Genomic DNA, 20,697 nt, shown 5'->3' with positions numbered 1-20,697 from the left:
GATCACTCGTCTCCTTCGGGGCTTGCGCCCGTCCCGGGCTCGTTCTGAAGCCTGTCGTACGCGTCGTTGATGTCGCCGGTCTGGCCGGCCGAGCGCAGGGTGTCGAGGTAGTCCTCGTACTCGCCCTCACTCACCACCTTGACGTTGAAGAGCATGGCGGAGTGGTACTCGCCACACAGTTCGGCGCACTTGCCGGCGTACGTGCCCTCACGCGTCGGCGTGAAGGACCAGTAGTTGTCCCGGCCGATGTACATGTCCTTCTTGTACAGGAAGTCGATCACCCAGAACGAGTGGATGACATCGCGCGACTGCAGAAGGATCTTGACCGACTTGTCGACGGGCAGGTAAAGCGTGGGCAGCTTCGCCTGGTCGACGTCGCCGTTGGCGGCCGGCTGGGCCTGAACGCCCATGGTCCAGACAGCGTCTGCGCTGTCATCGTCCTCGCCGTTGTACTGGAAGTCCCAAGCCCACTGCTTGCCGATCGCGACGATGGACACGTCCGGGTCCTCGGTCTGCGTCTCCAAGATGGTCTGATCACGCGCAGTGAAGGCGAAGAACCCGATCACCAGAATGAGCGGCACGACCGTGTAGAAGATCTCGATCGGCATGTTGTAGCGCAGCTGGACCGGCAGTCCGACCTGCCCCTTGCGGCGCCGGTAGGCGATCGCAGCCCAGCCCATCAGCCCCCAGGTGACGAGGCCGACGACCAGCAGCACGATCCAGGAGTTCACCCACAGGCCCGCCACCATGTCGGTGTGGTTGGTGGCCGGAGTGCCGTCTTCGACGAAACCGGGAAGGTAGCCATGCAGTTCGGTCGGGGTGCACCCGGCGAGGACTGCTGCCGAGGCGATTCCGATGGGAAGACCTGCCCAGCGGAGGCGGCGTTTGGAGGGCACGGTGCACCTTTCCGGGTCGCGATTGTGACGTTGCCAGTCTAGAGCAACCTCACAACTGATTCCGGCCAACCGCCCAGCTTGACCCCGCTGCGCAGGGCGCGAAACAGGCCCGGCGCTCGATGAGCGGCCGGGCCTGAGACGGATGTTTCGGGGTCAGTGGAAGCTGTCACCGCAGGCGCAGCTGCCCGCAGCATTGGGGTTGTCGATCGTGAACCCCTGCTCTGCGATCGTGTCCTTGAAATCGATGCTCGCGCCGTCCAGGTAGGGGACGCTCATGTCGTCGATGATGACCTCGACGCCGTCGAAGTCGACGGTCTTGTCGCCGTCGAGGTAGCGCTCGTCGAAGTACAGCTGGTAGATCAGCCCGCTGCAGCCGCCGGGTTGCACCGCCACGCGCAGGCGCAGGTCGTCGCGCCCTTCCTGGGCGAGGAGACTCTTCACCTTGAGCGCGGCGGCCTCGGTGAGCCCGACGCCGTGGGCGCGGACGGTCTGGTCGGTTGACAGTGCAGTGTCGGTCATGGCACTCCTCCGGACAGGCCGCGGATGCGGCGGGGTGTTCTTCGATTCTACGCCCGCCGACTCCCGCGGGTCTCGAACCCCATGTGAGCAGTCCGCATTCAGGGCGACGTCGTGCGCGCGTCCAGCTTCTCGAGCAGGAGCGCCTCGGCAATGACGGCGTTGCGGAAGGTCTCCAGGTGCAGCGACTCATTGGGGCTGTGCGCGCGCGAGTGCGGATCCTCGACGCCCGTGACCAGGATCTGAGCTTCCGGGAATTCGCGGATCAGGTCGGCGATGAAGGGAATCGAGCCGCCGACGCCGATTTGCACCGGCTCGACCCCGTAGGCCTCGTGCAGCGCCTCCAGGGCGGTCCCGACCGCCCACCCGCTCGTGTCGACGAGGAACGCGTCACCGTAGTCCTGGTCGGTGAAGCTCAGCTGCGCCCCGAACGGCGCATGCGCACGCAGGTGCGCCTCGATGGCCGCATAGGCCTCGCGCGCCGGCTGACCCGGAGCGACGCGGGCGCTGAGGACGACCGAGAGCGCCGGGCTCAGCGTGTTCGAGGCGTTCGCCACGCTCGGCGCGTCGATGCCGGTGACCGTGATCGACGGCTTGTTCCAGATGCGGCTGAGGATCTGGCCACGCCCGATCGGACTGACCCCGGTCGGCAGACCCGCCTCGTCGCGCAGCGTCTCCTCGCTGTACGCCGGCGTCTCGGCATCCCGTTCGGTCAGTCCCTGCACTGCCACGGCGCCGTCCTCATCCCACAGCGTGGCGAGCAGCTTCACGGTGGCCATCATCGCGTCCGGAACCGCTCCCCCGAACATGCCGGAGTGGGACGCGTGATCGAGCGTGCGCACCGTGAGTGTGAAGCGGGTGTTGCCGCGCAGCGACACCGTCAATGCCGGCGTGCGCGCATCCCAGTTGCCCGAGTCCGCCACGACGATCACATCGGCGCGGAGCGCCGCGGCGTTGTCCGAGAGGAACTGGGCGAAGGAACGCGACCCGGCCTCCTCTTCGCCTTCGATGAACAGCGCCACACCCAGATCGAAATCCGCGCCGAGGGCTTCCTTGAGCGCGCGCAGCGATGCGACGTGGGCCATCACGCCGGCTTTGTCATCGGCCGCGCCACGACCGTACAGGCGACCGTCGCGGACGGTGGGGGTGAACGGGGCGGACTCCCACAGGGACTCCTCCCCCACCGGCTGGACGTCGTGGTGCGCGTAGAGCAGGATCGTCGGCCGCCCGTTGCGCGCAGCCCGCGTCGCCAGCACCGCCGGGTTGCCGATCTCATCCGTCCCGGGGATGGCGGCGCGCTGGATCTCGACGCTTTCGAACAGACCGAGATCCTGGACCAGCGCGGCAACGGCCTCCGCGCTGCGCTGCACCTCAGCGCCGTCGAAACCGGGGAACGCGATCGACGGGATGCGCACGAGGGCGCCGAGATCGGCGAGGGCGGCGGGGATGCCGGATGCCGCGGCATCGCGCACAGCATCCTGTCGGGTCAGCTCAGTGGTCATGCGGGTAATCTTAAGGCGCATCCCTATCGAGACTCCGAGGTTCCACGTGGCCAAGACACCCGCAGCCCCCGTCCCCGCTGACGCGTCGGCCGACATGACCACCGGCAAGGGACGGCCGACGCCCACCCGCGCTGAGCGCGAGGCGGCCCGCAGGCGCCCGCTGGTGGCCGACACCAAAGAGGCGAAAGCCCGCGCGAAGGCGGAGATGGCTGCGCAGCGCGAGAAGGCACGCGTGGGGATGGCCGCGGGCGATGACAAGTATCTGCCCGTTCGGGACAAGGGTCCGCAGCGCAGGTTCGTCCGCGATTACATCGACTCCGGCTGGCACATCGGCGAAGGCGTCATGCCCGCGATGGTGCTCGTGATCCTCGCGACCTTCATCCCGGTCCCGGCGATCCAGTACTACTCGTTCATCGGGCTGTGGATCTTCATCCTGTTCGTGATCGGCGACATGATCATCACGTCCATCCGGGTCAAGCAGGCGGCGCGTCAGAAGTTCGGCGCCGACCGGATCGAGAAGGGCCTCGGCTGGTACGGGGCGATGCGCATCATCCAGATGCGGTTCATGCGTCTGCCCAAGCCGCAGGCCAAACGCGGCCAGAAGCCGGCTTAGCGGCCGAGCCGGGCCAGCCCGCGGTTGATCTGGCGCGCCCAGAGCGGACCGCGGTAAAGGAAAGCCGTGTAGCCCTGTACCAGAGTGGCACCGGCATCCAGGCGTTCGCGCACGTCCGCGGCGGTCTCGACACCGCCGGCGGAGATCACGACGAACTCCGGCGGCACGGTCGCCCGGACCAGACGCAGCACCTCGACCGCGCGGCGCTTCAGCGGCGCGCCGGACAGACCGCCCTCCCCTGCGGCGGCGACGATCGCCGGGTCGGTGCGCAGACCGTCGCGTGAGATCGTGGTGTTCGTCGCGATCAGGCCGGACAGGCCGAGGTCCACCGCAAGACGCGCGATCGCCTCGACCTCGTCATCGGGCAGGTCGGGTGCGATCTTCACGAGCAGGGGCGTCTGACCGGCCGCGTCGCGCACCGCCTGCAGGAGCGGACGGAGCGTTTGGACCGATTGCAGGCCGCGAAGGCCTGGCGTGTTGGGCGAGGACACGTTGACGACCAGGTAGTCCGCGAGCGGCGCCAGCAGCGTCGCGCTTCGCACATAGTCCGCGGCGGCGTCGGCGACATCGACGACCCGGCTCTTGCCGATGTTCACGCCGAGCACGGCGCGCCGGGAACGGCGGCGCAGCTTCGCCAGGCGCACGGCGGCAGCCTCGGCACCCCGGTTGTTGAACCCCATGCGGTTGATCACGGCCCGGTCGGGGATCAGCCGGAACAGCCGCGGCCGGGGGTTCCCGTCCTGCGCTACCGCGGTGACGGTGCCGACCTCGACATGCCCGAAGCCGAGGGCATGTAGCCCCTGGGCCGCTGCCACATCCTTGTCGAACCCGGCGGCCACACCGAACGGGGAGTCGAAGCTCAGGCCGAGCGCTGTCGTTCTCAGCGCAGGCGCGGGCCGTGTGAGAGCGCGCGCCACCCAGGAGAAGGGCGGAATGCCGAGCACCCGGATGACGATCACCGCGGCGTGGTGGGCCGATTCGGGATCCATGCGCGCGAGGACGGACCGGAAGAGGAGGGGATACATCGCCCCCCAGGCTATCGGCTTGCGACGGTCGTTCAGGATTCCGCGGGCGCGGCGGTCTCGACGCGGGCGTGGTCGTCCCGGAGCTGTCCGATCGCGGACTCGAAGTCCTCGAGCGAATCGAAGGCCTGGTACACGCTGGCGAAACGCAGGTAGGCGACCTCGTCGAGCTCCCGCAGCGGCCCGAGGATCGCCAGACCGATCTCGTTCGTGTCGACCTGGGAGGACCCGGTCTGGCGGACGGCCTCTTCGACCTTCTGTGCCAGCACGGCCAGGTCTCCCTCGGTGACCGGTCGCCCCTGGCAGGCCTTGCGGACACCGGACATGACCTTCTCGCGACTGAACGGCTCGATCACGCCCGACCTCTTGATGACGTTCAGGCTCGCCGTCTCGATCGTGGAGAATCGCCCGCCGCACTCGGGGCACTGTCGGCGGCGGCGGATGCTGAGACCATCGTCGCTGGTGCGCGAATCGATGACCCGGGAGTCGGGGTGACGGCAGAACGGGCAATGCATGGCCTGGACAGACTACGCCAAACCGCTACGCGGAGGGCGGCGTCTCGAACCGCGCCTGGACGGCCTCGCCGTGCGCGGGGAGGTCTTCGGCCTCGGCGAGCGTGACCACTCCCTCGCGAACCTGCGCCAGGGCGGCGCGATCGTACTCGATGACCTGCTGCGGGCGCAGGAAGGTCGCCGCCGACAGGCCGGCAGCGTAGCGCGCCTGTCCCCCGGTGGGCAGCACGTGGTTGCTTCCCGCCAGGTAGTCACCGAGACTCACCGGGGAGTCGGGCCCGACGAACACCGCACCGGCGTGCACGAACGCGGCCGGGTCGGGGTCGGCCAGGTGCAGTTCCAGATGCTCCGGCGCGTAGGCGTTGCTGAACGCGGTCGCGGCGGACAGGTCGTCCACGAGCACGATCGCCGACTGCGGACCCGAGAGCGCGGCCCGCACGCGCTCAGCGTGGCGGGTCCGGGCGGCGCGGGGCGTGATCTCGAGCGCGACCGCCGCAGCGAGCGGCTCGGATGCCGTCACCAGCACCGCCGAGGCCTGCTCGTCGTGCTCGGCCTGGCTGATCAGGTCGGCGGCCACCAGGCGAGGATCGGCAGAGTCATCGGCGACGATCAGAATCTCGGTCGCACCGGCCTCGGCATCCGTGCCCACCACACCGGCGACGGCACGTTTCGCTGCCGCGACGAAGTTGTTCCCCGGCCCGGTGACCACGTCGACCGGATCCAGTCCCAGGCTCGCCACGCCATACGCGAATGCGCCGATCGCGCCGGCGCCACCCATTGCGTACACCTCGTCGACTCCGAGGAGCCGGGCCGCGGCGAGGATCACCGGATGCACCCGCCCGTCGTGCGCCCGCTGCGGGGGCGAAGCGAGGGCGATCGCTGCGACGCCGGCGACCTGCGCGGGAACCACGTTCATGACGACGCTGGAGGGGTACGCCGCCTTGCCACCCGGCACGTAGAGTCCGACCCGGCGGACCGGCTGCCAGCGCTGCAGCACGCGCGCACCCGGGCCCAGCTCGGTGACCGTCGCGGGCGGGACCTGCGCGGCGGACGCGCGACGCACACGCGCGATCGCCTCCTCCAGTGCGGCACGGACGGACGGATCCAGTCCCGCCAGGGCCTCCTCGAGGTGGGCGGCCGGAACGCGGATGTCGTGGCCGCGGGCGGCGTCGAACCGGTCGGCCTGTTCGCGCAGCGCCGCTTCGCCGCGCGCGGCGACGTCGGCGACGAGGGTCGTGGCGGTGGCGAGGGCTTCCTCACGGGCGGCGGTGGCGCGCGGGACGGCGGCGAGGAATTCGGCCGGCGAGAGGGCGCGACCGCGGAGGTCGATCGTGCGGAGCATTCCTTTACGGTATCGCGATCGGCGGTGGCTGCTCAGCCGCGCATCACGCCGGACACGTCGTGCAGGTACCCGACCCGCCCGTCCTCGTGCCGGACGACGAAGACCTCGCCGCGGTCTTCGAGCACGAGCGCCCACGCCGTCGGCCCGACCCGGAAGATCGGCACGCCGCGCTCGTCCAGCACGTCGCGCTCCTCAGGAGCCAACGCCCAGAACGCCTGATGACTGGGGTGCGGCTCGTACTCGGTGATCTCGGACACCTCTTCGACAGGTTCGAACGTGTCGCGGGCCTGAGCCGGCGCCCACCCGTCCGCGTCGGCGAAGATCTGCTCGGCCGCGCTCTGGGACCCGTCGCCGTCCTCGGTGTCCAACGGCTCCGTGTAGGAATCGGGGTAGGACGAGTCGGTGTACGGCGAGCCGGGAACGCGCGTGTCGCCGTATTCGGTCGGCGCACCGGCTCCCGCTGCCCCGGCGAGACCCGCGGAGTCCTCGGCGGGCGCCTGGCGCTCGCGCGGCGGGCGGGCCACCACCGGACGGATCGGCCGCGCATTCCGGTGCGCCACGACCTCGCGGCGCCCCGCGAAGTCTTCGGACAGCGGCGGAATCAGCGGGGCGAAAACGGTGAGCACGACTCCAGCGAGCATCAGGAAGAACTCGACCCAGACCACCCAGCCGTAGATCCAGACGCTCGACTCCACCGCCACGGCGACGTTGCGCCACAGCAGGGTCAGCCAGACGACCGCGGACACCGAGAAGGCCACCGACGCGAACTGGTCGATCCCAAGGGAGCCCACCCGTCGGATCCCGTCGGGTGAGAACCGCCGCAGGACGATCAGGAACACCGCGACGGTGGGCAGAGCGATCGTGAGGACCCAGTCCAGACCGTTGGTCCACACCGAACCGCCGAAGAGGAGCTGCGCCATCGCCTGCTGACTGGCGATGGAGAAGAACGACACGACGAATGCCACGAGCCAGACTCCGACGAGCGCGACCTCACGCACCGAAAAAGGCCCGACGCCGTACTGCGGCTGCTCGCCGGGCGCCGTGTCGACGTTCTCGGGTGCAGTGCTCTCGCCCACTTGGTCGTCAGTCACGATGAATCCTTTCCGGCCGCTTTCGCGGAGCGCGTCGAGCCGATCCTACCGGCGGCTCCTCAGATGGCAATGAGACTCGGACGGCTCGGCGAGGCATCGGCCCGCGTCGGCGGATCGCCGGTTCGGGCGACTCAGCCCAGGCACTGCGGACCGAGCAGGCCCTTCAGCTCGCCGTACAGATCCGCGGTCACCCGCACCGGGTGCGGCACGTCGAACACCTTCGCCGCGTTGCCCCGATGGAGGCGCAGCGTCACCTCGGTGGAGCCGCGATGACGGTGCAGGACCTGGGCCAGTTCGATGACCAGCCCTTCGGTCGCTCGGTGCTCCGGGATCGCCAGCACCAGCGGACCGGACGCGTCCACCGCACCGAGATCCGGCGATACCGCCGACACTGCGTGCAGGTTGAGGCCGTCGTCACGGCGGGAGATGCGGCCGCGGACGACGAGGATGGAATCGGCCTGCAGCATGGACTGGAACTCGGTGTAGGTCTTGCCCATGAACATGACCGTCACCTCACCGTCGAAGTCCTCGATTGTGATCAGCCCGTACGGATTGCCGCTGGATTTCGCCACGCGATGCTGAACACTGGTCACCAGACCGGCCACGGTGACCTGCTCGCCATCGGGGAGGTCCTCCGAAGCGAGAAGATCGTGGATGCTGATGGAGGCGTGTTTGGCGAGGGCGATCTCGAGCCCGGCCAGCGGGTGGTCGGACACGTACAGGCCCAGCATCTCGCGCTCGAAGGCGAGCTTGTCCTTCTTCGTCCACTCCGGACGATCGGGGACCTTGGCCGGCAACGGCTCCTCGGTCTGGTCGTAGAGGCTGTCGAAGTCGAATCCGATCGCCCCGGTCGCGGCCTTGCGCTTGACTTCGACGGCCGCTTCGGCGGCGTCCTCGTGGATCTCCATCAGGGCCCGTCGCGTCGCCCCGAGCGAGTCGAACGCGCCGGCCTTGATCAGCGACTCCACCGTGCGCTTGTTCGCCACGTGGATGGGCACCTTGGCGAGGAAGTCGTGGAACGAGGCGAACGGCTCCGCCTGGCGGGAGGCCACGATCGCATCCACCACGTTGGTGCCGACGTTACGGACCGCTCCGAGGCCGAAGCGGATGTCCTCGCCCACGGCGGCGAAGTACCGGATGGACTGACCGACATCCGGCGGAAGCACCTTGATGCCCATCCGGCGGCACTCGTTCAGATACACGGCGAGCTTGTCCTTGGCGTCGCCCACGCTGGTCAGCAGCGCCGCCATGTACTCGGCGGGATAGTGCGCCTTCAGATACGCCGTCCAGTACGCGATCAGGCCGTACGCGGCCGAGTGCGCCTTGTTGAACGCGTAGTCCGAGAACGGCAGCAGGATGTCCCAGAGCGTCTTGACGGCGGCATCCGAGTACCCGTTCTCGCGCATGCCCGCGTGGAAGCCCTCGTACTGCTTGTCCAGCTCCGATTTCTTCTTCTTGCCCATGGCGCGGCGGAGGATGTCTGCCTGCCCCAGGCTGAACCCGGCGACCCGCTGGGCGATGGCCATCACCTGCTCTTGATAGATGATCAGGCCGTAGCTGGTGTCGAGGATATTGCCGAGGGGTTCTTCGAGTTCGGGGTGGATCGGCGTGATCGGCTGCTGGCCGGTCTTGCGCAGCGCGTAGTTGATGTGCGAGTTCGCACCCATCGGCCCGGGCCGGTACAGGGCGATGACTGCGGAGATGTCTTCGAAGTTGTCCGGCTTCATCAGGCGCAGCAGGCTGCGCATCGGGCCGCCGTCGAGCTGGAACACGCCGAGCGTGTCGCCACGTGAGAGCAGCTCGTACGAGTCCGCGTCATCCAGGGCGAGATCCTCGAGCACCAGCGTCTCGCCGCGGTTGGCGGCGATGTTGTCCAGCGCATCGTCGATGATCGTGAGGTTGCGCAGCCCGAGGAAGTCCATCTTGATCAGCCCGAGGGCCTCGCAGGCGGGGTAGTCGAACTGGGTGACGATCTGGCCGTCCTGCTCCCGCTTCATGATCGGGATGATGTCGATCAGCGGCTCGCTGGACATGATGACGCCGGCCGCGTGCACGCCCCACTGCCGCTTCAGGTTCTCCAGCCCCACCGCGGCGTCGAAGACGGTCTTCGCCTCGCTGTCGGTCTCGATCAGAGCGCGGAATTCGGAGGCCTCTTTGAAACGGGGGTGTTTGGTGTCGAACATCCCCTCGAGGGGCATGTCCTTGCCCATCACCGCGGGCGGCATGGCCTTGGTGAGTCGCTCCCCCATGCTGAACGGGAAGCCGAGCACGCGTCCGGCGTCCTTGAGCGCCTGCTTGGCCTTGATGGTGCCGTACGTGACGATCTGCGCGACGCGCTCGTCGCCGTACTTCTGAGTGACGTACTGGATCACCTCACCACGACGGCGGTCGTCGAAGTCGATGTCGAAGTCGGGCATCGAGACGCGGTCGGGGTTCAGGAAGCGCTCGAAGAGCAGCCCGTGCTGCAGCGGGTCCAGGTCGGTGATGCGCATCGCGTAGGCGGCCATCGAACCGGCGCCGGACCCACGACCGGGACCCACCCGGATGCGGTTCTCTTTGGCCCAGTTGATGAAGTCCGCGACGACGAGGAAGTAGCCGGGGAAGCCCATCTGGACGATGACGTCGGTCTCGAAGTCGGCCCGCGCGCGCACCTCGGCCGGGATGCCGGCGGGATAGCGGACATGCAGTCCTCGTTCGACCTCCTTCACGAACCAGCTCTGCTCGGTCTCGCCCGCGGGGACCGGGTAGCGCGGCATGTAGTTCGCGCTGGTGTCGAAGCGGACATCGACGCGCTCCGCGATCGCCAGCGTGTTGTCGCACGCCTCGGGGTTGTCCCGGAAGATGTGGCGCATCTGCGCCGGTGTCTTGAGGTAGAACTCCTCGCCCTCGAACTTGAACCGCTTGGGATCATCCAGGGTCGAGCCGGACTGCACGCACAGCAGCGCCGCGTGGCTCTTGGCATCGTGCTGATGCGTGTAGTGGAGGTCGTTGGTCGCCACGAGGGGCAGGTCCAGTTCCTTGGCCAGACGCATCAGGTCGTTCATCGTGCGCCGCTCGATGTCGATTCCGTGGTCCATCACCTCGGCATAGAAGTTGTCCTTGCCGAAGATGTCGCGGAACTCCGCCGCGGCCGCCTTGGCCGCGTCATACTGGCCGAGCCGCAGCCGGGTCTGCACTTCGCCGCCGACGCAGCCGGTCGTCGCGATGACGCCCTTGGCGTAGGTCTGGAGCAGTTCGCGGTCCAGCCGCGGTTTGAAGTAGTAGCCCTCGAGGGATGCGTAGGAGGACATCCGGAAGAGGTTGTGCAGTCCCTCGTTGCTCTCGGCGAGCAGCGTCATGTGCGTGTAGGCGCCGGACCCCGACACATCATCGTCGTTCTGGTCGGGGCTGCCCCACCGCACACGGGCCTTGTCGGCTCGATGCGTCCCAGGTGTGACGTACGCCTCCATGCCGATGATCGGCTTGATCCCGCCCTCGGTGGCGGTCTTGTAGAACTCGAACGCGCCGAAGGTGTTGCCGTGGTCGGTGACGGCGATCGCCGGCATCCCCTGTTTTGCGGCTTCATCGATCAGCGGTTTGACGCGTGCTGCGCCGTCGAGCATCGAGTATTCACTGTGCACGTGAAGGTGAACGAAGGAGTCGGCTGCCACGGATCGAGACTACCTTCGGGCACCGACGCCGAGGCCCACCGCGCCCGGGCTGTCGCCTCAGCGCAGGTCGAGGCGCATGAGCACGCGCGGGAACCCGTTGAGCACCGAGTCGGTATCGGCGGCCTCCGTGAATCCTGCCTTCTCGAACAGGCGGCGGGTGCCGACGTAGGCCATCGTCAGGTCGACTTTCGCACCCCGGTTGTCGACCGGATACGCCTCGACCGCCGGCGCACCGGACGTGCGGGCGAAGACGACCGCTCCCGCGACCAGCGCGTGCGAGATGCCTTCTCCCCGATGCCCCGGGCGGACGCGGACGCACCACAGTGACCACACGTCCAGGTCGTCGACGTGCGGGATCTTGCGGCTGGTCGCGAACGACGTGTCTGCGCGCGGATGGATCGCCGCCCACCCGACGACCTCGTCGTCCCGGTAGGCGAGCACGCCCGGGGGTCCCGCCTCCAGCAGCGCCGCCGTCTTCGCCGCCCGCGCGGGTCCGCGCAGCTCCCGATTCTCCTTCGCACCGAGGCGATAGCTCAAGCACCAGCAGACATCCGCGTCGGACCGTTTCGGCCCGAGCATCGTCTGCAGGTCGGCGAACCGCGCGGCCGGCCGGACTTCGATTCCCATGCGGCCATCGTTCCACCAGCCGCCGACGGCGCGTCTCCGATCCGAACGCGGACCGTGCACGTCCCCGGCGCCCGGGATCACTCGCCGCGCAGCACCTCGAGGGCGTGCGCGAGGTCGGCCGGGTACTCGGAGGTGAAGGTCGCCCAGTCCCCCGTCGCCGGGTGCGTGAAGGACAGTTCCCGCGCGTGCAGCCACTGGCGGGTCAGACCCAGCCGGCCTGCCAGCGTCGGGTCGCTCCCGTAGAGCGGATCGCCGACGCACGGATGCCGGTGCGCTGCCATGTGCACGCGGATCTGGTGCGTCCTGCCGGTTTCCAGGTGGATCTCCAGCAGCGCGGCTCGCGGAAACGCCTCCAGCGTCTCGTAGTGCGTGACCGAGTCCTTGCCGTCGGGTGTGACGGCGAACTTCCACGAATGGGAGGGATGCCGCCCGATGGGCGCGTCGATGGTTCCGGTGAGTGGGTCCGGATGCCCCTGGACCACGGCGTGATAGATCTTCTCGACCTCGCGCTCCTTGAAAGCGCGCTTCAGCGCGATGTATGCGTGCTCCGTCTTCGCCACGACCATCAGTCCGCTGGTGCCCACGTCCAGCCGGTGGACGATGCCCTGCCGCTCCGCGGCTCCGGTCGTGGCGGTGCGGATGCCGCCGGCTGCGAGGGCCCCGAGCACGGTCGGGCCGTCCCAGCCGAGCGAGGGGTGCGCGGCAACTCCGCTGGGTTTGTCGACCACCACGATGTCGTCGTCGTCGTACACGATGCCCAGGTCCGGCACCGCCAGTGGGATCACGCGCGGCTCTTCCTTGGGCGTCCAGGACACCTCCAGCCACGAGCCCGCGCGCAGCCGGTCGGACTTCGTCAGTCCGCGACCGTCCATCGCGACGCCGCCCGCGTCGGCGACCTCGGCAGCGAAGGTGCGCGAGAAGCCGAGCATCTTCGCAAGTGCCGCGTCCACCCGCGTGCCCTCGAGGCCGTCCGGTACGGGAAGACTCCGGGATTCCATCTCAGCCGTCCGCGTCACGCCGGGGTTCGCGGTTCCGGGGGATCCCGGCATCCGGGTTCCCGGCCGGGAACTGATCGCCTTCGACGGCGACCGCACCGCCGCCGGCGACGACATCGTCGCCATCGCGTGGCGGGATGCTGTCCGCGGCGTGCCGGCGGGCATCACGGGTGCCGTCCAGGTGCAGGCCGAGCAGCACCAGCAGAGCGACGCTGATCATCATCGTCACGATGAAGATGTCGGCGACGTTGTAGATCGCCGGATTGGTCCAGAACCACATCCACGGCGTGTTGATGAAGTCGACCACGTGCCCGACGGCGAAGCCCGGTTCGCGGAACGCGCGATCCGCGAGATTGCCCAGGACGCCGCCCAGGAGCAGTCCCAGCACGACGGCCCACAGGCGGGAGCGCACGCGGGTGGCGGCGAGCCACACGATCACCCCGGCCACCACGGCCAGTGCGATGGTGAAGATCCAGGTGACGCCCTCGCCGAGCGAGAATGCCGCGCCCGGATTGCGCACCAGATAGAAGCTCAGGAAGTCGCCGAGCACCTGCACCGTCTGCTGAGGCGGGAGGTTCTGGATTGCGAGGTACTTCGAGAACTGGTCAGCGGCCAGCACCAGCACCGCGAGAACCGCGATGATGGTGCCGGCCGCCGCCTTGTGAAGGGGGGCTCGGCCTGTCAAAAGGCCGGCTTAGAGGCCGATGGCAGACACCGGGGTGGAACCCGACGTCGTGCCCGTGGTCTCGAGGTCGCGCAGCTTGCCCTCGATGTAGCCGCGCAGCTGAGCTCGGTAATCCCGCTCGAAGTTGCGCAGTTCGGTGATGCGGTTCTCGAGGATCGAGCGCTCCTTGTCGAGGCGCGCGATCTCTTCGCGACCCTTGGTCTCGGCCTCCGAGACGATGGTCGCCGCCTGCGCCTGAGCGTCGGCGATCAGCTTGTCGCGCTGCGCGATGCCCTCGGCGACGTGCTCGTCGTGCAGGCGCTGTGCCAGTTCGATGATGCCTGCGCTGGCAGCGGCGGGAGCGGTGCCGCTCTGAGCCGCCTCGGCAGCCGGAGCGGGCGCAGGCGCCTGCTCGATGACCGCGGGGGTCGAGGGTGCCTCGGCACCGGACTCGTAGGCGGCGAGCTTGGCCCTCAGCTCGTCGGCCTCTGCGATGGACTTGCGCCACTCCACGACGATCTCGTCGAGGAAGTCGTCCACCTCATCGGGGTCGAAACCCTCCTTGAAACGGACGTGCTGAAACTGCTTGGTGACGACGTCATCGGGGGTCAATGCCATGGTGATTCCTCTTTCGAGCGTCTGGTCGCGAGCCGATGTCGGGGGCCGCTCCGCCGATTTCCGGCGTTCGTACAGGCAAGCATAGCCGCGCGGGAATTACCCCGCGAGCGTCCGCGTCACCGCGAGCAGGACGAAGCACAGCAGCATCGTCAGGGTGAAACCGAAGTCGATGCCGATTCCGCCCACGCGCAGTGGCGGAATGAAACGACGGAAGAGTTTGATCGGAGGGTCCGTCACCGTATACACCAGCTCCGCAGCCACGAGGCCGGCGCCTTTGGGACGCCACTCACGGTTGAAGAAGGGTACCCAGTCGAGCACGAGCCGCACCAGCAGCACGAGCACATAGAGCAGGAGGACGCTGTTGAGGATCGTGGCGATCGCGCCAACGATATTCACAAGACGACTGTATCAGCGCCGCGACCTATTGCTGAGCGAACGGGACCGATTCCGGGTCCGCCTGCGCGACCGCGCCGTCACCGGACACGGCGACGTTCTCCGGGGAGAGCAGGAAGACCTTGCTCGTGACCCGCTCGATGCGGCCGTAGAGCCCCAGCGACAGGCCGCTCGCGAAGTCGATCAGACGCCGGGCGTCGGCGTCGCTCATCTGCGAGAGGTTGATGATGACCGGAATGCCCTCGCGGAAATTCTCGGCGATGACCTGCGCGTCCCGGTACTGCTTCGGGTGCACCGTGAGGATCTCGCTGATCGCCGCGGGAGCCACCTGGCGCACGACCGTCGGGCGATGCAGCGGCGTCACCGGCGCGGTCTTCTCGACTGCGGTGACGGACTTGCGGCCCGTCGGCTGTGGATCGGGCTCGTCATAGACTTCTTCCTCGTCAGCAAGGCCCAGGTACACCATTGTCTTCTTCAGGGGGTTCGACATCGCATCCTCCGTGTGTGCTCGTCTGTTCCGAGGTTAACCGTGCACGGGCCTCGGGCCCGTGATTGCCGACCCGATCCGCAGGTGTGTCGCGCCTGCGGCGATCGCATCGGCGTAATCCGCCGTCATTCCGGCCGAGATCCATGTGGCTTCGGGCATGATCGCCCGCACCCGATCCGCGTAGCCGGACAGGCGGGCGAACGCGCGCGCCGGCTCCTCGTCGAGCGGAGCCACGGCCATCACCCCGCGCAAGCGCAGGCTCCGGCATCCGCCCACGTGCTCGGCCAGGCGCTCCAGATCGGCTGGGGCGACTCCCCCACGCGCCGGGTCGTCCGTGAGGTTGACCTGCAGCAGCACCTCGAGCACCGCGGCGTCGCTGTCGGCGGCGGAATCCAGGGCGTTCGCGATCTTCGCACGGTCCACCGAATGCACCACGGATGCGGCAGCGCGGATCGCCTTGGCCTTGTTCGTCTGCGCCTGCCCGATGAAATGCCACCGCAGGTCGTCGAGATCGCCGGCGCTGTGCACCTTCTCGGTGAGCTCCTGCTGGCGGTTCTCGCCCACGTCACGCACGCCGAGCGCGTAAAGCTCCTCGACCACTGAGACGGGGTGGAATTTCGTCACCACGATGCGCGTGATCGAGCCGGGATCGCGGCCAGCCGCGCGGGCGGCGTCGGCGATCCCGGCATCGACGCGCGCGAGCCGTTCGGCAAGAGTCAAGGGTCCTCGGACTGTCGACGGCGGATCTGATGGAGTCCCGGAGGACTACTTCAGGAAATCGGGGATGTCCAGGTCGTCGTCGCCGAAGGCCGAGTCGTAGCTCGTGTCGGGGACGGCGGCGCCGACCGGAACGGGCTCACTCTCGCGCACCGGCTCCTTGGCCGCATCCACGGCGGGGGTCGCCGGGATGACCGGGGCTGCCGGCAGGACGCGCGAGGAGGTGACCGGGTCGAGCCGGAGGGTGGGCTCGCCGTTGTCGAAGCCGGCGGCGATCACGGTGACGCGGACCTCGTCGCCCAGCGTGTCGTCGATGACCGTTCCGAAGATGATGTTCGCCTCGGGGTGCGCGGCTTCCTTGACCAGCTGCGCGGCATCGTTGATCTCGAAGATGCCGAGGTTGGATCCGCCCTGGATGGAGAGCAAAACCCCGTGGGCGCCTTCGATGCTCGCCTCCAGCAGCGGGGATTCGACGGCGAGTTCGGCGGCCTTGATGGCCCGATCCGCGCCCCGCGCCGATCCGATTCCCATGAGCGCGGAGCCTGCGCCCTGCATGACCGACTTGACGTCGGCGAAGTCGAGGTTGATCAGTCCGGGTGTGGTGATCAAGTCGGTGATTCCCTGCACACCGGCCAGGAGCACCTGGTCGGCGGTCGCGAAGGCCTCGATCATCGAGATGCCGCGGTCGCTGATCTCCAGCAGCCGATCGTTCGGCACGACGATGAGGGTGTCGACCTCTTCTTTCAGCTTGGCGACACCGGTCTCGGCCTGGCTCTGGCGCCGACGTCCTTCGAACGAGAAGGGCTTGGTGACGACACCGATCGTCAGCGCGCCGATGGACTTGGCGATCTTGGCCACGACCGGAGCCCCACCGGTGCCCGTGCCGCCGCCCTCGCCCGCGGTGACGAAGACCATGTCGGCGCCCCGCAGCGCCTCCTCGATCTCCTCCGCGTGGTCTTCGGCCGCACGCCGGCCCACCTCGGGGTCGGCACCGGCGCCGAGTCCCCTGGTCAGCTCGCGTCCGACGTCGAGCTTGACGTCCGCATCGCTCATCAGCAGCGCCTGCGCGTCCGTGTTTATCGCGATGAACTCGACGCCCCGCAGACCGAGATCGATCATGCGGTTGACCGCGTTCACGCCGCCGCCGCCGACGCCGACGACCTTGATCACCGCGAGGTAGTTCTGGTTCTGGCTCATGCCGGCCTCCGTCTGTCCTGCACCTGAATGGAAAACCCTCAACCTCAAGTAGAGGTATAAAGAATTGCCCGGTATGCAATTCCCTTGGTCTGAAAGTATGCGGCCGCCACCACACGACCGGGAGCGTCGCGGGCGTGTCGCGTTATCCCGTGCCCAAGCCGGTGAGAAAGGGGCTCAGCGCACCACGATCGCGCTGGGCGAAGAGATGTCGTAGACACTGACGTCGGCCGGCGGGCGGGCCGCCATCGTCGTCTCCAGGACCAGCGCCTTCAGCGCGGAGTCCTCGGCGCTGCCCCAGACCACCTGAGCGTTGGACGCGCCCAGAGTGAGCGTGACATCGTCCGGGGTGGTGGCCGAGACGGCGGTCACCTGCACCAGGATCGACTCCGGCAGCGACCGCATCACCTTGCCGAGCGCGGCGAACGCCGGGGAGTCGGTGCCGCCCTCCACGGTGACCAGTGGTCGTCCCGGGGCGGGGGTGGTCGAGGTCGACAGCGCCACGCCGGCGGCATCGACCAGCGTGTAGCCCGCTCGCGTCTGAATGAGACCGATCGGCGTGCGTTCGACGATGCGCACGATCAGTTCGTGCGGCGGTCGGGCCTCCAGCGTGTACGACTCCACGAGCGGGAACCCGACGAGGGCGGCCTTGACCTCGCTCTCGTCCACCAGCGGCAGCGGCGTGCCGATCTGCTCGGACAGCGCGGCCTCGACCGCCGGCGCGTCCAGCTGCTGCGCTCCCACGACGCGGATCTGCTCGACGGCGAACAGCGGGCTGTACGCGGCACCCAGAGTCGCCAGGACCAGCAGGACCACTGCTGCCGCGCCGCCGAGCCACAGCGCTCGCTTGCGCCGCTGCCGACCGGTGAATCGGCGCACCTCCGCGCGAAGCGCCTTCCTGCGCGCGCGAGCAGCCGACCAGACGTCTCTGATCCGCACCGGTGCGCCGTCTTCGCCGGTCGTCGGTTCGGCGTCCGCGATGACGGTGGTCGGGATCGCAGCAGGGCGCTGCATCGATGGCGGCGCCGCCAACGGGATGATCGGCGCGATGGCCGGCTCTGCGTGGGCCGGCTCTGCGTGGGCCGGCTCTGCGTGGGACGGCTCCTCCGGCGGTGCCGCATCAGCGGGGCTCGCAGACGGCGCCGACGGTTCCTCGGCGTCCCGGCGCGCCGCCGTGCGGCGGACGATCTCGGTCGATCCATCCGCCGGGGGCGGGAGCGGCGTCGGCCGGCGCACGTCTGCTACTCCGCCGGACCGGCGGCTGCGACGGCCGGAGTCTGCGAGAGCGCGTCCAGCACCTGCGGGATGATCTGATAGACGTTTCCGCAGCCCAGCGTGATGACGTAGTCGCCGGCTCGCGCCACGGTGGCCGTGTACTGGGCCGCCTGCTGCCAGTCGGCGACGTAGTGCACGTTGTCGGGGTCGGCGAACGCCGCCGACACCAGTTCGCCGGTCACTCCGGGGATCGGATCCTCCCGTGCACCGAACACGTCCAGCATCACGGTGTGGTCGGCGTACTGCTCCAGCACCTCGGCGAACTCGCGGTACATCTGCTGCGTGCGCGAGTACGTGTGCGGCTGCTGGATGGCGATGAGCCGCCCGTCCCCGACGACCGATCGCGCGGCGACGAGCGCCGCAGCCACCTCGGTCGGGTGATGCGCGTAGTCGTCGAAGACGCTGACGCCGCGGGCGACGCCGTGCAGTTCGAAACGGCGCACTGTTCCTTCGAATCCCTCGACGGCACGGACGGCGGCCGTGAGGTCGTGCCCGAGCGTCAGCAGCACGGCCACCGCGCCTGCCGCGTTGATGGCGTTGTGCGCGCCCGGGATCGCCAGACGGGCCCGGGCGGATGCCGGACCGTGACTGATCGTGAAGGACACCGGCCCGTCGGTGCGCAGGTCGGTGACGCGGACGTCGGCGGTGCGCGACGTGCCGAAGGTGAGGAGGTTCGGGTGGGTGAGGCGCCCGGTCACGTCACGTGCTCCGGGGTCGTCCGCGGAGATCACCACCGCTTCGCCCGCGCGGTTCGCGAAGTTCGCGAACGCATCGACGAACGCATCATCCGAGCCGTAGTGGTCGAGGTGGTCGGGGTCCACGTTGGTGATCAGCGCGATCGAGGTGTCGTAGAGCAGGAAGGTGCCGTCGGATTCGTCCGCCTCGATGACGAAGAGGTCATCCGATCCGGTGGCGCTGGAAGCGCCGAGCTGGGCGATGACGCCGCCGTTGACGAACGTCGGCTGCTCCCCCAGCGCCTGCAGGGCCGTGACGAGCATTCCGGTGGAGGTGGTCTTGCCGTGGGCGCCCGCGACCGAGACGAGCCGGCGTCCGCCGATCAGCCAGTGCAGCGCCTGCGAGCGGTGGATGACCGGCATCCCGCGCTCCTTCGCCGTGACGAACTCCGGGTTCTCCGGCCAGATGGCACCGGTGTGGATGACGGTGTCGGCGTCGCCGAGATTGGCCGCATCGTGCCCCACGTGCACGGTGGCGCCGAGCTCGGCGAGGTCGCGCAGCGCCTGGCTGCCGGCGCGGTCCGAGCCGGACACGCGGATGCCGCGCTCGAGGAACATGCGGGCGAGCCCCGACATGCCCGACCCGCCGATGCCGATGAAATGAGCGGCTTCGATGCGCTCGGGAAGGGGAAGGCTGAGGTCGGGTCTGATCATGACTCGTTCATCCTAAGTTGGCTGCCTGAGGGGTTGCCTCCGGCGCGCTGGGCTCTCCGGTCCCCGCCGCGGCAGTCACTCGCGCCGGCCGGATCGCGGACTACGGACGCCGTCCGAGCGCTTCGTCGATCAGGGCCACGACGTTCTCGGCGCCGGTCCGGCTGCCGACGGATGCCGCGGCATCCGTCATCGCCGCCCGCCGCGCCGGATCGTTCAGGAGGGGAATCACCTGCGCCCGGATCCGGTCCGCGGTGAAGTCTGCGTCCGGGATCAGGACAGCCGCTCCGGCGCGCACCGCGGATGCGGCGTTCAGCGCCTGCTCCCCGTTGCCGACCGCGTAGGGCACGTAGGCGGCCGGGATTCCGAGTGCACTGATCTCGCTCACGGTCGCGGCGCCCGCGCGGGCGACGATCAGATCGCACACGGCGAACGCGAGGTCCATCCGATCGACATACCGCCGGACCGCGTAGCCGGCGGCGCCGGGATCGGGCAGGTCCGAACGCTCCCCCGTCACGTGGAGCAGTTGCCAGCCGGCATCCAGCACATCGCGCCAGGCGCCGGCGAACGCCTCGTTGAGGCGCTGGGCGCCGAGGGACCCCCCGAACGCGAGGAGGGTCGGTCGGGCAGGATCCAGACCGAAGTGCGCTGCCGCTTGCGGGCGCAGCGCGGCACGGTCAAGCTCCACGATCTCGCGCCGCAGCGGCATCCCGACCACCCGGCCGCCTTTCAGCCGGGTGCCGGCGAAGGCGACTCCCACCGCGGCGGCGCGCCGAGCGCCGAGGAGGTTGGCCATGCCCGGCTTCGCGTTCGCCTCGTGGACGACGACCGGCACGCGCGCATTGCGCGCTGCCACGTATGCGGGTGCGGACGCGTAGCCCCCGAAGCCCACGACCACATCGACGCCGTGTTCGCGGATGTGCGAGCGCACCTGCGCGATGGCCTGCCGGAAGCGCAGCGGGAAGGTGGCTGCGGCTCGGTCGGGGCGGCGCGGAAAGGGCACCTTGTCCACCAGCAGCAGCTCGTAGCCGCGCTCGGGAACCAGGCGAGCCTCCAGCCCCTCACGGGTGCCCAGGACGAGGATGCGGTCCTCGGCGTTGCGTGCCCGCAGGGTGTCGGCCACGGCCAGCAGCGGGTTGACGTGCCCGGCGGTGCCGCCACCGGCAAGAAGGTACGTCGTCACCGGGCAAGTTTACCG

At 68.9% G+C, this 20,697-nt stretch carries 20 protein-coding genes; 1 reads left to right on the top strand and 19 read right to left on the bottom strand.

The window, feature by feature from the left end; genetic code table 11:
- Positions 1–2: 2 nt before the first annotated feature.
- The 3 genes from coxB to NQ152_RS07990 form a co-directional block, all read right to left on the bottom strand.
- Positions 3–896: a cytochrome c oxidase subunit II gene (coxB, locus tag NQ152_RS08000; protein ID WP_257501823.1), complete on the bottom strand. Its 894-nt coding sequence runs from the start codon at positions 894–896 to the stop codon at positions 3–5.
- 153 nt (positions 897–1,049) lie between these two features.
- Entirely contained in the window at positions 1,050–1,415 is a 366-nt protein-coding gene (locus tag NQ152_RS07995; RefSeq protein ID WP_257501822.1) for an iron-sulfur cluster assembly accessory protein, read from the bottom strand.
- Between the two features lie 98 nt (positions 1,416–1,513).
- A complete protein-coding gene (locus NQ152_RS07990; RefSeq protein ID WP_257523605.1) occupies positions 1,514–2,914 on the bottom strand; it encodes a dipeptidase in 1,401 nt (466 codons plus the stop codon).
- A gap of 46 nt (positions 2,915–2,960) precedes the next feature.
- On the opposite strand from NQ152_RS07990, the gene NQ152_RS07985 reads away from it, so the two are divergent.
- A complete protein-coding gene (locus NQ152_RS07985; protein ID WP_257501820.1) occupies positions 2,961–3,527 on the top strand; it encodes a DUF3043 domain-containing protein in 567 nt (188 codons plus the stop codon).
- Here NQ152_RS07985 and NQ152_RS07980 read toward each other — a convergent pair.
- From NQ152_RS07980 to NQ152_RS07905, 16 genes are all read right to left on the bottom strand, one after another.
- Complete coding sequence (locus NQ152_RS07980) at positions 3,524–4,552, bottom strand: quinone-dependent dihydroorotate dehydrogenase (protein WP_257523604.1); 1,029 nt, start codon at positions 4,550–4,552, stop codon at positions 3,524–3,526. The genes NQ152_RS07985 and NQ152_RS07980 overlap by 4 nt on opposite strands.
- Positions 4,553–4,584: 32 nt before the next feature.
- On the bottom strand, positions 4,585–5,064 hold the full coding sequence (gene nrdR / locus NQ152_RS07975) for a transcriptional regulator NrdR (RefSeq protein ID WP_257501818.1): 480 nt from the start codon (positions 5,062–5,064) through the stop codon (positions 4,585–4,587).
- A gap of 25 nt (positions 5,065–5,089) precedes the next feature.
- On the bottom strand, positions 5,090–6,403 hold the full coding sequence (hisD, locus tag NQ152_RS07970; RefSeq protein WP_257523603.1) for a histidinol dehydrogenase: 1,314 nt from the start codon (positions 6,401–6,403) through the stop codon (positions 5,090–5,092).
- Between the two features lie 32 nt (positions 6,404–6,435).
- Entirely contained in the window at positions 6,436–7,497 is a 1,062-nt protein-coding gene (locus tag NQ152_RS07965) for a hypothetical protein (protein WP_374113578.1), read from the bottom strand.
- A 128-nt stretch (positions 7,498–7,625) separates the two neighbouring features.
- On the bottom strand, positions 7,626–11,096 hold the full coding sequence (dnaE, locus tag NQ152_RS07960; RefSeq protein ID WP_374113577.1) for a DNA polymerase III subunit alpha: 3,471 nt from the start codon (positions 11,094–11,096) through the stop codon (positions 7,626–7,628).
- A gap of 105 nt (positions 11,097–11,201) precedes the next feature.
- Positions 11,202–11,771, bottom strand: a complete 570-nt coding sequence (locus NQ152_RS07955) for a GNAT family N-acetyltransferase (protein ID WP_257523600.1) — start codon at positions 11,769–11,771, stop codon at positions 11,202–11,204.
- 77 nt (positions 11,772–11,848) lie between these two features.
- The gene (locus tag NQ152_RS07950; RefSeq protein ID WP_257523667.1) at positions 11,849–12,769 is read right to left on the bottom strand and encodes an RluA family pseudouridine synthase; all 921 of its coding nucleotides are present in this window, start codon (positions 12,767–12,769) and stop codon (positions 11,849–11,851) included.
- Between the two features lies 1 nt (position 12,770).
- Complete coding sequence (gene lspA / locus NQ152_RS07945; protein ID WP_257501813.1) at positions 12,771–13,451, bottom strand: signal peptidase II; 681 nt, start codon at positions 13,449–13,451, stop codon at positions 12,771–12,773.
- Between the two features lie 9 nt (positions 13,452–13,460).
- Entirely contained in the window at positions 13,461–14,048 is a 588-nt protein-coding gene (locus NQ152_RS07940; RefSeq protein ID WP_257501812.1) for a DivIVA domain-containing protein, read from the bottom strand.
- Between the two features lie 96 nt (positions 14,049–14,144).
- On the bottom strand, positions 14,145–14,444 hold the full coding sequence (locus NQ152_RS07935; protein ID WP_257501811.1) for a YggT family protein: 300 nt from the start codon (positions 14,442–14,444) through the stop codon (positions 14,145–14,147).
- A gap of 25 nt (positions 14,445–14,469) precedes the next feature.
- Complete coding sequence (locus NQ152_RS07930; RefSeq protein ID WP_257501810.1) at positions 14,470–14,931, bottom strand: cell division protein SepF; 462 nt, start codon at positions 14,929–14,931, stop codon at positions 14,470–14,472.
- Positions 14,932–14,964: 33 nt separating this feature from the next.
- Entirely contained in the window at positions 14,965–15,648 is a 684-nt protein-coding gene (locus NQ152_RS07925) for a YggS family pyridoxal phosphate-dependent enzyme (RefSeq protein WP_257523599.1), read from the bottom strand.
- 45 nt (positions 15,649–15,693) lie between these two features.
- A complete protein-coding gene (gene ftsZ / locus NQ152_RS07920) occupies positions 15,694–16,842 on the bottom strand; it encodes a cell division protein FtsZ (protein WP_257501808.1) in 1,149 nt (382 codons plus the stop codon).
- A 174-nt stretch (positions 16,843–17,016) separates the two neighbouring features.
- The gene (locus tag NQ152_RS07915; RefSeq protein ID WP_257523598.1) at positions 17,017–17,853 is read right to left on the bottom strand and encodes an FtsQ-type POTRA domain-containing protein; all 837 of its coding nucleotides are present in this window, start codon (positions 17,851–17,853) and stop codon (positions 17,017–17,019) included.
- A gap of 227 nt (positions 17,854–18,080) precedes the next feature.
- On the bottom strand, positions 18,081–19,502 hold the full coding sequence (gene murC, locus NQ152_RS07910) for a UDP-N-acetylmuramate--L-alanine ligase (protein WP_257523597.1): 1,422 nt from the start codon (positions 19,500–19,502) through the stop codon (positions 18,081–18,083).
- Positions 19,503–19,602: 100 nt separating this feature from the next.
- Complete coding sequence (locus NQ152_RS07905) at positions 19,603–20,682, bottom strand: UDP-N-acetylglucosamine--N-acetylmuramyl-(pentapeptide) pyrophosphoryl-undecaprenol N-acetylglucosamine transferase (RefSeq protein WP_257523596.1); 1,080 nt, start codon at positions 20,680–20,682, stop codon at positions 19,603–19,605.
- Positions 20,683–20,697 lie beyond the last annotated feature (15 nt).

The sequence above is a fragment of the Microbacterium sp. zg.B48 genome (genome assembly GCF_024623505.1).
Classification (GTDB): Bacteria; Actinomycetota; Actinomycetes; order Actinomycetales; family Microbacteriaceae; genus Microbacterium.
This window is presented reverse-complemented; position numbering and strand designations above follow the sequence as displayed.